Raw genomic sequence first — 12,640 nt, forward strand, 5'->3', positions numbered from 1 at the left:
GATAATTGCCGGCGGCATTTCGCCAATAGATCGTCAGATCAGCTGGCCGCGGTTTCCTGTAACCGCGGCCAGCCCGTCGCGACGAATTCGGCGTAGCGATCCGAGGTTTTCATCCAGCCGAGTTCCACGAGCTGGGCAGTGTCGCCGCGATAGCGCACGGACCGGTCGTTGCGAAGCGAGAGTTTCGGATTGCGCTCCAAGGCCTCCATATAGGCGGCGCGCTCTTCGAGCGTCTTTTCTTTCAGTTGCGCATTCTCGCCTAGCGAGGATGCCGATTTCTGCTGGAAGCCCCAAACAAATTTGAAGTGCAGCAGCGCGACGCGGAGTTCGCTGAACCGCACCTTGCTGATGGTGTGCTGCGCCGCGTGATAATGTGTGTCCCTGCTCCACCGCACGATCGGCACCTTGGTCAGGCACGGTGGAAAGGTCTGCTTGAAGCGGCCGCGCCAGAAAACGCGCTCGCGCACCCCGCCGAACATTTGCTCGGGAGGATAAAGTCCATCCCGCGCGCGCAGCCATCCCGGCTCCGGATCGAAATAGGAGGATGCGTCCACCAAAGGGATGCTGCCGTCGTAGCTGCACTCCGCCAACGGTCCGTCCGCGTACATGTCGATCATGGATCCGATCACAGCTTCGGCGCCGGTCGACTCGAGATAATTGAAAAGCCGGCGCAGGCTCACGCGCTCGAGATCGGGATAGACAAGAAGCTCGTCGGCATCGACGGACAGACACCAGTGGCCGGAACCGAACACGCGCATCAATGTGTTGATCCATCGCGGCGGGGTGATGTTCTCGGCGAAATGCGACCCCTCCGTGTGGAAACAATGGCTGTCCGGCTGCTCCAGGACTAGTTCTCGCGTCCCGTCCGTCGAGCCGTTGTCCAGGAAGAAGAACCGGTCGACTCCGAGCCTTCGATAATGTTCGAGAAGATGCGGCAGCAACGTCCTCTCGTTGCGCAGTGCAACGAAGCACAGAATCTCGTCCTTGCGCACGTCAAGCGGCCTATGGTCCAGCCGCTCAAGGTGTTTTGGAGGTCGATGGGCAAGCATGCGAACGCCAATCAATACGGTTTGCGCGAGGAGCCTGGACAGGCTTGCGATGATTATCCCGGTCAGACGATTATCAAAGTGTTATCCACCTGTTGGCAAGACTGCTGCGGCTGAGGATCGAGGGGGACCGATTGAAGGTTGGTTCGAAGACGGGCGCAATCTCTACGCCTAAGCGGCAGTCAAGCCACAAACCCCGCAGGGTGTGTGTCGTTTCCGAAGTCGAGTTCGGCTCTACGGTTACCGCTGATCCAGGGTCGGCGACGTATGCGCTGGCGCAGCACCTGGCGAAAATCGGCGACACGGTCACGCTGCTATGGGTGCCGAGCCCGCTCGGCAGCCAGCCCGACGAGCAGGAGATCGACAGGCTCGCCAAATGGAGCTTCGATAATTTCCTGGTGCGCCTCGAGCTGCTGCCGCGGTCACCCGAATTGCTGCGTGGCCTGGAGTCCAGCGACAAGAATTCCGTAGCCGTCTACCACTACCTCAAACAGAACCCCTTCGATGTCGTCTATTTCGCGCTTGAAGGCGGGCTGGCGCATTTCCCCACCGTCGCCAAGCGCACGGGTGTCTTTGCCGACCCTCCCATCCTCGTGGTGCTCGCGCATGGGCCGCTCATGTGGGATCTGGAGGCTAACGCCAGGACGATCGAACGCAAGGAGCAGATGACCGTCGCCCATATGGAGAGGACCTCCGCCGAAACCTGCGACCATCTCGTCGTCACAGGCCAGTCCCTGCTCGACTGGATGAACAAGGCGGGGTGGAGACTGCCGCGCAGCCAGCACATCGCGACGCCGTTGGAGCCCGAGGAGTGGCGTTCGAACTTCGCCGTCGATCACTACCGGCCCCGGGAAAAACCGGCCGCCGAGGTGGTTCATTTCTCGGGCACCAAGACGCGAAGCGGACTGACGCTGTTTTGCGACGCACTGGATCGCCTGGCCGAGAATGGCGTGACGGACCTGGCCGTGACCATCGTCGGCGCATTTGGTCATGTGCTCGGCGAGCATTCGGGCGGCATGATCCTGCGGCGCGCCCGGCATTGGCCCTTCAAGCTGAAACTGCTGCCCATCCGGGACGAGCCCGAGATCTTTCGTTACCTGCGGCAAAGCCATGCGCTGGTGGCAATCACGCACTCGGCCGCGCAGCTCCCGCTGGATGTGGTGACTTGCCTTGACGAGAAGATCCCGTTCGTCACGACGGACGTCGGCAGCATGCGCGGGCTGCTTCAGCCGGAGTCCGCCGAGGCGGTCATGGTGGAGGCATCCCCCTCCGCGATCGCGGCCAAGATCCAATCCGTGCTCGAGAGCCGCTCGTTCGGTCCGGCAAAACCGTTGCTTGACCGGGAAGCGCGCGAGAAGGCCTGGAGCAAACTGCACGTCAAATTGTGCCGACATCCGGCCAGAGCCGACGGCCCAAGCCGGAACCGCAGCCGACCGCCGCTGGTATCCATCATCACGGCGCACTACAATCGGGCGCGGCTGTTCCCGCAGGCGATTGCCTCGGTCCGGCGCCAGGACTATCCCAATATCGAACTGATCGTCGTCGATGACGGCAGCACGGATCCGGATGCAATTCGGCTGCTCAATGAGATCGAGCCCGAGTTCGAGCAGCGCGGCTGGCGGATCATCCGGCAGAAGAACGGCTTCCTCGGCAAAGCGCGCAACACCGGTATTCGCGCCGCCAAGGGGTCCTTTATCCTGTTCCTGGACGACGACAACGCTCTCTTCCCCAACGCGGTCAGCACGTTTGTGGCCGGCATGCAAAAGTCCGGCGCCGATATCTGCACGACTTTCGCCAAATGGCTCAACGAGCCTTTCGTGCCGCCGGACACCAAGAGCGGCTATATGCTCTACTTTCCGGTCGGCGGTCCGCCGGACATCGCGCTGATTACCAATCCGTATGGCGACGCCAACGCGATGTTCCGGCGCGAGGTGTTCGACAAGGTTGGCTACCTCAACGAGGAGCGCGGCTTTTCGGCGAGCGATTGGGAATTCTTCCTGCGCGCCGATCTCGCGGGTCTGGAAATCGTCACCGTGCCGGAGCCGCTGTACTGGTACCGGTCTTCGCCGGCCGGCATGAACCGCAATGCCGAGTGGCTGAGGAATCGCCGTCCTATCATCGATGTGTTTCGAAAGCACAAGTTCGCGCACACCGACATGTTCGTACAGCTCGGCATCAGCTCGAACACTGCCGATCATGAGAAGGACCTCAACCTCTGGAATCTTGAACTGCGCGTCAAGGACGAACGGTATCTGCGGCTGAGCGCAGCCTCCCCCAACTCCGCGGACGCAGTGCAGTTGCTGGCCGAGATTGCGGCGCGAGAAGGCAGGGCCGATACGGCCATTTCGCTGCTCGCTCACGCCGGACGGTCCGACTTCACGCTGGGCGTCGTCGAACTGCTCAACGCCGCCGCTGAAGAAACAGTGCCGGAACTCCATTCCTCGCTCTACAGCGAGCGCTACCTCCCGGTCGAAGCCCTGCGCCGCGCCTATGTTGGCTCGCATCCGGCTGCCGATGCGGATCTCTTGAGCTATGTCGAGCAGTCGCCGGACCAGCTGTTTGTGCAGGCCACCGCCGGCACCGTCTCAATGGCGCTGCTGAAGGGCGTCTGTCCGGCGGGGACGATCAGCGCCAGCTGCTGGGTCTATCTCGATGAGGCACTGACCGCACCGGCGCAGTTCCAGATCGCGATCGTGGACGCGGAAAACCAGACCTTTGACCAGCTCGCCCGGCTCCTCGAGGATGGCGACGGGAACGGTTGGGCCGATGTCAGCCGCCCGCATGAACCACGCGAGATCGCAACGGGCGTCCACTCGCCTGCTCCCGGCAGACGCGACCTGCTGCTCGCCGTCAGATGCGGCGGCAATCGGCCGGACGCTCGGGTGCTCGGGGGCTTTTCAAGCATTCAGGTCCGAAATGTGGTTTCGACCGGCGGGAAGCACCCGCGTCTCAACGCGCCGCAAGAACGTCAACGCATGCGGCGGCTGACCGGCGAGGAGCTGAAGCGCGCAGCGCTTGTAACGAACTATCCGTCCGAGTTGCCGGCATTGCTGGTCGCCGGGGACAATGGCGGTATCTTTTTGCGGCCGAGCATCCATGGCCCGGTTGTCGCCGCCCTCAATTCGACTTTCCCGACCTTTGCCCGCAGTGTCATCGCTACGGTGGAGATCGCCCACGAGGATGCCTCGCCGTTCGAATTCGCCATGGCGCTGGGCCGGCCGGAAGAAAAACTGGGCTGGAAAAACGACACGCCGGTCGGCGCGCTGGCATTCTCCGGATGGACGCGGATTTCGAAACCTTTCGAGTTGCACGATTTGAAGGTTTCCGTCCGGGAGATCGACCGCAAATGGCTGACCATCTATCTGGCCATCAAACTGCCGCGCGGTTCGAAGCCGATGCCGTCCAACGCCTTTTGGCGCAAATTGCTGCTCGTCTGGGACTGAAGGGCGGGAGCCCGCCAATCGCGCGAACGTGACCTTTCATGGGTGCGAATCAGAGGTGCGAAGTGCGATAAGAACAGATCGGGTCAGTGTGGAGGGCGCCAAAGAAATGAAAAGTATTGTCGGCCTTGTCCTGGGTCTTTTCGTCATTCCCCTCAGCGCCGCATTTTTCACAGCCGCCGCCCAGGAGCGCGACGTCGGGCCGAAGTGCACCCAGTGGAACTCGTACCGCGTCCTGTTCAAAAAGGGCGACGGCAAGATTTCCGACGAAACCGCGAAAGGGCTGGCGGCATTCGTCAAGGACGCCGGTCGCGATTGCGGCTACCGGGTCTACGCGACGGCCAGCAAGGAAGGCGCGTACGACAAGGCGGATGGCATTGCCGGCCAAAGGCTGAACGCCACACGCGCGTTTTTGAAAGCGCAGGGCGTCAAGCCCGAAATGGTGCTGGCGCTTTCTCATTGGGTCGACGATAGCGCCAGCGATAAGAACCAGGCGCGGAGCGCTATCCTGTATACCTTGCCGAAGCAAGGGATCTCCTGCCGGCAGTATGAAAAGCGAAGCCCTGCCCAGGTCGCCCTCTTCTTCGACAGCAGATCCTCGGTGATTTCACCCCCGGTCAAACGCGACCTCGAGAAGTTCGCCAACAGCATCAAGGATTCGCGTTGCAACGTGGAACTGACGGCATTGGCCGCCAAGGAGATCACGGGCGCCAATGCGGCAAAGACGAACAAGGCCTGGCCAAGCAACGGATCAAGGCGATCATGGACATCATGACCGCGATTGGCATCGACAGCGACCGCCTCATCGATACGAATGTTGAGTATGTCGGCGACAAGAAGCCGAATACCGCCAAAAATCGCATGGCCACCGCATCGCTGATGTAGCGCGCCTGCCGCCGGCGAATGTTACGACTTTGAAACGCCACCCGTGCTCGGTGGGGAAATGTCCGTCGAGCAAATCAAGAAGACTTCTTCAGGGTCAAAGTGCATATCGCCGGCCAAATCCACCGACAGGTGAAGGACCTTCCGCCCAGCACGAAAATCAACAAGACGACGATCAGCGACCGCTGATCACTCTCACGCCTTGCGCTCCCAGCGACGGTCGGGCGTCTGCTGCCAGTAGGTCACCGCGTGGCCGGCTTCCTTCATCGTCTTCCAGTGGCTGCGCGCGCCTTCGAGCTGCGCTGCGTCGTGGCCGTCGAACAGGAAGACGGCGCGCTCGTAGCCCGAAAGCTCGGGCGGGTGCGCACCATCGACTAGGAAGCGGATCTGGGCAGCGTTGGGGTTGCCCTCCCCCGTGGTGAGCAGGATCGGCTGCTCGGCCGGATAGGCTTCGCGGTCGGTGGCGTGCGCGAGGAAGGAGTCGTCGCGAAACGTCCACAAATGCTGGTCGAGCGCGTCCCGCCGTTCCTCCGTGCCGGTCTGCACGACCGCGCGCCAGCCGCGCTCGACACTGCGCTCGAGCAGGCCCGGCAGGGCTTCCTCAAGCGTCGATTCGGTCAGGTGGTAGAACAGGATGTCGGCCACGACAGCCTTACCCTTCGTAATGGTCGCGTACCAGCCTATCGAGCAGCCGCACGCCAAAGCCGGAGCCCCAGGATTGGTTGATCTCGCTCGCCGGCGCGCCCATCGCGGTGCCGGCGATGTCGAGATGCGCCCAGGGCGTGTCCTTGACGAAACGCTGCAGGAACTGCGCGGCGATGATGGCGCCGCCATAGCGGCCGCCGATGTTCTTCATGTCGGCGTTCTTGGACTCGATCAGCTTGTCGTATTCGGCACCAAGCGGCATGCGCCACAGCCGCTCCTGCGTCGCTTGGCCGGCGCCGAAAAGCCTGCCGGCCAGCTCGTCATCGTTGGAAAACAGGCCGGCATAGTGCTGGCCAAGCGCGACCATGATGGCGCCGGTCAGCGTCGCCAGATTGACCATGAATTTCGGCTTGAAGCGATCGTTGGTGTACCAGAGCGCATCGGCGAGCACCAAGCGGCCTTCTGCGTCGGTGTTCAAGACCTCGATCGTCTGGCCCGACATCGAGGTGACGATGTCGCCCGGGCGTTGCGCATGGCCGTCGACAGCGTTCTCGACCAAGCCGATGACGCCGACGATATTGGCCTTGGCCTTGCGGGCGGCCAACGCACGGATCAGCCCGGTGACCGCGGCGGCACCGCCCATGTCGCCCTTCATGTCCTCCATGCCGGAGGCCGGCTTCATCGAATTGCCGCCGGTGTCGAAGGTGACGCCCTTGCCGATGAAGGCGATCGGCGCGTCCTTGGCCTTGCCGCCCTTCCATTGCATGACGGCCATGCGGGCGCCGCGCGGCGAGCCCTGCGCGACGCCAAGCAGCGAGCCCATGCCGAGCTTCTTCATCTCCTTCTCGGTGAGGATCTCGACCTCAACGCCGAGCCCTTCCAGTTCCTTCGCGCGAGCGGCGAACTCGACCGGACCGAGCGTATTGGCCGGCTCGTTGACGAGATCGCGCGCAAGCAGCACGCCTTCGATAACCGCCTCTTCCGCGGCGAAGGCCTTCTTGGCGGCGGAAGGGTCGGCGCAGTGGATGGTTATCTTGGCCGGCTTTGCGGTTTCGGCCTTTTTGCTCTCCGCCCCCTTCGCGTCGGATTGGCCGTCTTCCTTGTCCTTCCTGGTCTTGTATTTGTCGAAGCCGTAGCTGCGCAGGAGGATGCCGGCGGCAAGGTGCGCCGCCTGCCTGCCGTCCGGCTGGAGGTCCGGAAGATCGAGGATGACAGCGACTTCCACAGCCTTGCGCAGCGCGGCGGCAACCGCGCCGCCGAGCTTCAGCCAGGCGTAGTCGTCGAGGCTTGCGACCTTGCCGGCGCCGACGGCCACCAGCCGGTCGACAGAGGTTCCCTCCGGTGCCAGCACTTCCACCGAGCTCGCGAACTTGCCGGAGAAATCGGCGACCGGAAACGCGCGCGCCAATGCGCCAGCCGGGTCGCAGGCCTTCGCGGCATCGCCAAGGCCGCCGCCGTCGGCCGCAAGCACGAAGACGCTGCCTTTTTTGGGCGCGGCGAATTTGGCGAAGGCAATCGAAGGTCTCGAAGTCATCAGATCCTGCTTCCGGGGTGAGGCGCCGCGAACCGGCTTTTAAGCGTGCGCGACATTTGGTCGTTTTCGGCCATTTGGCAAGACTTTGGCCGAAATCGCTGTCTATATCGGCGCCGAAACCAACCAAGGATTCGTCGCGGCGGAACGCAAGCTTTATGCCGCAACCTGTTGTTAACCATCAATGTTTCGCATTTCTTATTCATTGACGCGGAGACTCCGCCGCGCCGGGCGCGTGGCGTGGAGAGGACAAACCAGATGAGCCGCCTATGGACCCGGTTGTGCAGGCGTCGGCGGATGACTACCTTGTCGGCGGGCATGATGCCGTTCGGCACAATCGAGAAAAGCCTTCATGAAGGTCGTTGAACGCTACATCATGCGTCGCGCTACCGCGATGTTCCTGGCGGCGCTGGCGTGGACACTGGCGATCGTGTGGACGACGCAGGTGCTCGCCAAGATCGACTTGGTCACCGACAGCGGCCAGTCGGCGTTGACCTTCTTCGAAGTCGCGGCCCTGATCATCCCCTCGATCGTCCCGATCGTGGTGCCGTTCGCGCTGGTGGTCGCGGTGGCGCAGACGCTGAGCGCCATGAACACGGATTCGGAGCTGGCGGTGATCAACGCCGCGGGCGCCTCGCGTTGGGCGATCGCGCGGCCGATCCTTCTGCTGGCGCTGGCGGCCAGCGTCTTTTCCTTTGCCGTCGATAACGGCGTCGATCCCTATGCCAGGCAGAAGAACCGGCAGCTGGTGGCGGCCTCGCGCGCCGACCTTCTGTCACTGATCATCCAGGAAGGCACCTTCCGTAAGATCGACGACGGCCTGTTCCTGCAGATCGGAGAACGGCTGCCCGACAACAAGCTCGGCGGCATCTTCGTCGCCGATTCGCGCGAGGAAGGCGCCAACCTCACCTATTACGCAAAGACCGGCAGCATCGTCGAAAAAGGCGACGAGAAGGTGCTGATGATGAATGACGGCGTCATCAACCGCAAATCGGTGACCGGCGACCTTTCGGTCATCCGTTTCACCTCCTACGCCTTCGACCTGTCAGCCTTCATGTCGGCGGCGAACGAGATCACGCTGCTGCCCAAGGACCGGACGACGCCATACCTGCTCGACCCGGATCCCAACGACAAGATGTACCAGCGCAATCCGGGCAGCTATACGGCCGAGGTCAACCAGCGCTTCTCCGAATGGTCCTATTCGCTGGTCTTCGCGCTGATCGCGCTTGCGGTCGCGGGCGACGCGCGCTCGCACCGCGAGGCGCGCATCCATCCGCTGATCACGGCAATCGCTATCGCCCTTTTCGTCCGCTGGCTTGGCTTCTTCGCCGCCGGCAAGGCCGACAAGGTTTGGTACTACGCCTATATGGTCTACGCCGTTCCGATCGTGGCGTCGGCGGTCTCCGCCTGGTTCATCGTCTCGTCGCGGAGCATGGAACTGCCCGCCGCCTGGGCCGACTGGATGACGAATTTCGCCGGCCGCGTCAGCGAGGGCTGGACGGCGCTCAAGCTGTGGCTCGCCCGGCGCGGCATCTCCGGCCAGGGAGCCTGACGATGGGCTGGACGCTGGGCCGTTATTTCTTCTTCCGCTACGTGTCGATCACCATCTGGTTCTTCCTCGGCCTTTTGGCGCTGGTGTTCCTGATTGATTTCACCGAACTTTCGGGCCGCACGACCGGACTGCCGGGCTTCACCTACGGCACCGCCTTCGCCATTTCGGCGCTGAGGATGCCGATGATCATGCTGCAGACGGTGCCTTTCGTCGGGCTGTTTTCGGCGATGGCAACGCTGGTGTCGCTCAACCGCCGCTACGAGCTTGTCATCGCGCGCTCGGCCGGGGTTTCGGCCTGGCAGTTCCTGTTCCCGTGCTGCGTCGGCGCGCTGATGTTCGGCCTGCTGTCGGTCGGCGTGCTCAACCCGATCGCCGCGCACGGCTTTTCCTGGTCGGAGCAGATGGAAAACCAGCTGCGCGCCGGCAAGTCGAATTCCGTCGCGGAGGACACGACGCCCTGGCTGAGGCAAAAGACCAACTCCGGCGACACCATCATCGGCGCCCGGGCCATCCTCAACCAAGGACTGGAGATGGCGGACGCGGTATTCTTCGTCCTCGACCAGCAGGGCAACATCGTCGAGCGCAAGGACGCCGCGCGCGCCTTCCTGCGCGACGGCTACTGGGAATTGCAGGACGTCAAGCTGTTCAAGGACGGCAACATCCGTGCCGAGGCTTCCGACCGCGTGGCCACCAACCTCAAGCCGGAATTCGTGCAGGAACGCCTGGCGCGCCCGGAAACCATCCCGTTCTACGATCTGCCGGCAAAGATCGAGGTTGCCCGCTCCTTCGGCCTCAAGGCAAATGCCTTCGCCATGCAGTTTGATTCGCTGGTGGCGCTGCCGTTCCTCCTCGTCGCCATGACGCTGATTGCGGCAACAGTTTCAATGCGATTTGCGCGGATGGGGCAGTCGGCGACGATGATTCTGGGTGGCGTCCTGGCCGGCTTTCTGCTTTATGTCGTTTCGGTACTGGTCAAGGCATTCGGGGTCGCCGGATTCGTGCCTACAGTGGTGGCTGCATGGGTTCCGGTTGTCGTGGCTATGTTCTTCGGGGTGACTTTTCTGCTATACAAGGAAGACGGCTAGTGAGGGAGGCTGGTTTGCGCAGCCATAGGCAGGCCGGCCTGGCACGCCTTTATGGGGCGACAGCCTTGGCATGTTTGTTCGCTTGCGTGGTACCGACGGTGCCGGCGCTGGCGCAGACCATCACGGCGAAGCCTGTTCCCTCCGGCACACAGATGCTGCTGGCCGCCGATACGCTCGTCTATGACAACGACAAGCACACGGTGACGGCCGTCGGCGGCGTGCAGATCGACTATGGCGGCAACAAGCTCGTCGCCCAGCGCGTCGTGTACAACCGCGATACCAAGCGCCTCGTCGCCAGCGGCGCCGTCGAGCTCATCAACAGCGACGGCACCAAGATCAATTCCGAGCATATCGACATCACCGACGATTTCGCCGACGGCTTCGTCAACGCGCTGCGCGTCGAGACGGTCGAGAAGGCCTATTTCGCCGCCGAAAGCGCCGAACGCATGGGCGGCGTGCTGACGACATTCCACAACGGCATCTACACCGCTTGCGAGCCTTGCGAGGACAAGCCCGACTCGGCGCCGACATGGCGCGTCAAGGCGAGGAAGATCATCTGGAACGGCGAGAAGAAGACGGTTCGCTTCGAGAATGCGAATTTCGAGTTCTTCGGCTATCCGCTTGCCTATTTGCCAGCCTTCGAGATCGCGGACCCGACGGTCAAGCGCAAGAGCGGCTTCCTGATCCCCGGCATCGTCTACAACAACAACCTCGGCGTCGGCCTCAAAGTACCCTACTATTTCGCACTGTCGCCGACCTATGACCTGACCGTCACCGGCAGCGGCTACACCAAGCAGGGCTTCCTCGGCGAGGCCGAATGGCGGCAGCGCTTCAACAATGGCGAATACAGCCTGAAAATCGCCGGCATCAATCAGCAGGATCCGGACGCCTTCATCGGCACGGGCAATCGCTTTACCGTCGATTCGGGAGAGCCAAACGATCCCAACAAGTTCCGCGGCATGATGGGCACCAAAGGCCAGTTCGCCATCAACGAGCGCTGGAACTTCGGCTGGGACGTGCTGCTGCAGACCGACAAGAATTTTTCGCGCACCTATAACATCGACGGCTACAACGACCTCGTCCACCAGTCGTCGATCTATCTGACGGGCCTGAGCGACCGTAATTATTTCGATGTCAGGGCAATGCGATTCGAGGTGCAGGAAGACACGCTGTCCAGCGACCCGACGGCGCGCTCCGCCAAGCAGCCCTGGGTGCTGCCGTCGTTCGACTACGCCTATATTCCCGACATGTCGGTGGCGGGCGGGCAGTTGTCGCTCAATGTCAATGCGCGCGTCATCAGCCGGGACCGGCTGGACGCGGTGCTGGCCAATCCGCTCGACGACACTTCCATTAACAACGTGCGCGGCCTCGAGGGCCAGTCCAGCCGGTTGACGGCGGAGGCCGAATGGAAGCGCACCTTCACCACCGATGACGGACTGCAGCTGACGCCGCTGCTCGCCTTCCGTGGCGACGCCGGCTATGTGTCGACCACATCCGAATCGCTGGCGGCGGTCAACCAGATGGCGGCGAATCTCGGCGAGGATGTCGACATGCGCTCCTCGCTCGCCCGCTACATGGCCACGCTCGGCCTGGAGATGCGCTGGCCACTCCTGTTCTCGATGTCGAACTCCAGTCATGTCCTGGAACCGACAGCGCAGATCTTCGTGCGGCCGAACGAGCAATATGTCGGCGGGCTGGCCATTCCGAACGAGGACGCGCAGAGCTTCGTCTTCGACGCCACGACCCTGTTCGAGCGCGACAAGTTCTCCGGCTACGATCGCATCGAAGGCGGCACGCGCGCCAATGTCGGCTTCCGCTACTCCGGCGCCTATGGAAACGGCTGGGGCACCAACGCCATCTTCGGCCAATCCTACCAACTGGGCGGCGAGAACTCCTTCGACGCGCCGGACCTCGTCAATGTCGGCGCCTATTCGGGCCTGCAGACCGCCAAGTCCGACTATGTCGGCCTCATCGGCTTCAACAGCCCGAGCGGCTTCTCCGGCTCGCTCAGCGGCCGGTTCGACGAGCAGACATTCGAGGTCAGGCGCGCGGAGATCAAGGCGGCCTATTCCGGCCTGCCGGTTTCGCTCAGCGCCAAATATGCCTTCATCCAGGCGCAGCCGCTCTACGGCTTCGCCACGGACCGCCACGAGGTCACGCTCGGAGCCTCTACGCACCTGGCCGAGAGTTGGCGGGTCTTCGGCACCGGCACCTACGATCTGGAGACAAGCGTCCTGGTTAAGGACGGCGTCGGCTTCGCCTATAACGATTCCTGCTTCACCTATGTGATGACGTTCTCGCAGACGCGCGATACGGTCACCAAGGAGGTGTCGCAGAATATCGGCTTCAACCTGTCGTTCCGCACGCTCGGCGATTTCGGCTCGTCGACCAGCGGCGTCGACACGATCCAGTAAGCGGAGGCAGCGCCGGTCACGGCGTGCGCCGTCGCTGGCGTGAAG

9 protein-coding genes are annotated in these 12,640 nt (G+C 62.7%); 6 read left to right on the forward strand and 3 right to left on the reverse strand.

Annotation, left to right across the window (positions count from 1 at the left end; all coding sequences use genetic code 11):
• Positions 1–38 precede the first annotated feature (38 nt).
• A complete protein-coding gene (locus EOA49_RS13700; RefSeq protein WP_164749222.1) occupies positions 39–992 on the reverse strand; it encodes a glycosyltransferase family 2 protein in 954 nt (317 codons plus the stop codon).
• A 257-nt stretch (positions 993–1,249) separates the two neighbouring features.
• Between EOA49_RS13700 and EOA49_RS13705 the strand changes: the two genes are divergently transcribed.
• The 3 genes from EOA49_RS13705 to EOA49_RS33965 all read left to right on the forward strand — a co-directional run bounded on the left by EOA49_RS13705 (position 1,250) and on the right by EOA49_RS33965 (position 5,371).
• Complete coding sequence (locus EOA49_RS13705; RefSeq protein ID WP_127241044.1) at positions 1,250–4,489, forward strand: DUF6212 domain-containing protein; 3,240 nt, start codon at positions 1,250–1,252, stop codon at positions 4,487–4,489.
• 88 nt (positions 4,490–4,577) lie between these two features.
• Positions 4,578–5,261 carry a hypothetical protein gene (locus EOA49_RS13710; RefSeq protein WP_127241043.1) on the forward strand — a complete coding sequence of 228 codons (684 nt, stop codon included), beginning with the start codon at positions 4,578–4,580 and terminating at the stop codon, positions 5,259–5,261.
• On the forward strand, positions 5,249–5,371 hold the full coding sequence (locus tag EOA49_RS33965) for a hypothetical protein (protein ID WP_281010018.1): 123 nt from the start codon (positions 5,249–5,251) through the stop codon (positions 5,369–5,371). The genes EOA49_RS13710 and EOA49_RS33965 overlap by 13 nt, the downstream gene beginning before the upstream one ends.
• A gap of 192 nt (positions 5,372–5,563) precedes the next feature.
• Here the strand turns inward: EOA49_RS33965 and EOA49_RS13720 are convergent, their stop codons facing one another.
• Both EOA49_RS13720 and EOA49_RS13725 read right to left on the reverse strand, forming a co-directional pair.
• Positions 5,564–6,013 carry a DNA polymerase III subunit chi gene (locus EOA49_RS13720; protein ID WP_066995722.1) on the reverse strand — a complete coding sequence of 150 codons (450 nt, stop codon included), beginning with the start codon at positions 6,011–6,013 and terminating at the stop codon, positions 5,564–5,566.
• 7 nt (positions 6,014–6,020) lie between these two features.
• A complete protein-coding gene (locus EOA49_RS13725) occupies positions 6,021–7,547 on the reverse strand; it encodes a leucyl aminopeptidase (protein WP_127241042.1) in 1,527 nt (508 codons plus the stop codon).
• Between the two features lie 349 nt (positions 7,548–7,896).
• Here EOA49_RS13725 and lptF point away from each other — a divergent pair, with 349 nt between their 5' ends.
• The 3 genes from lptF to EOA49_RS13740 are packed head-to-tail and all read left to right on the forward strand — an operon-like array spanning position 7,897 to position 12,595.
• On the forward strand, positions 7,897–9,096 hold the full coding sequence (gene lptF / locus EOA49_RS13730; protein WP_127241041.1) for an LPS export ABC transporter permease LptF: 1,200 nt from the start codon (positions 7,897–7,899) through the stop codon (positions 9,094–9,096).
• A gap of 2 nt (positions 9,097–9,098) precedes the next feature.
• On the forward strand, positions 9,099–10,181 hold the full coding sequence (lptG, locus tag EOA49_RS13735; protein ID WP_127241040.1) for an LPS export ABC transporter permease LptG: 1,083 nt from the start codon (positions 9,099–9,101) through the stop codon (positions 10,179–10,181).
• Entirely contained in the window at positions 10,181–12,595 is a 2,415-nt protein-coding gene (locus EOA49_RS13740) for an LPS-assembly protein LptD (RefSeq protein WP_066995713.1), read from the forward strand. The genes lptG and EOA49_RS13740 overlap by 1 nt, the downstream gene beginning before the upstream one ends.
• The last annotated feature ends 45 nt before the right edge of the window (positions 12,596–12,640 follow it).

Origin of the sequence: Mesorhizobium sp. M1A.F.Ca.IN.020.04.1.1, from assembly GCF_003997315.1 — a bacterium.
Taxonomy (GTDB): domain Bacteria; phylum Pseudomonadota; class Alphaproteobacteria; order Rhizobiales; family Rhizobiaceae; genus Mesorhizobium.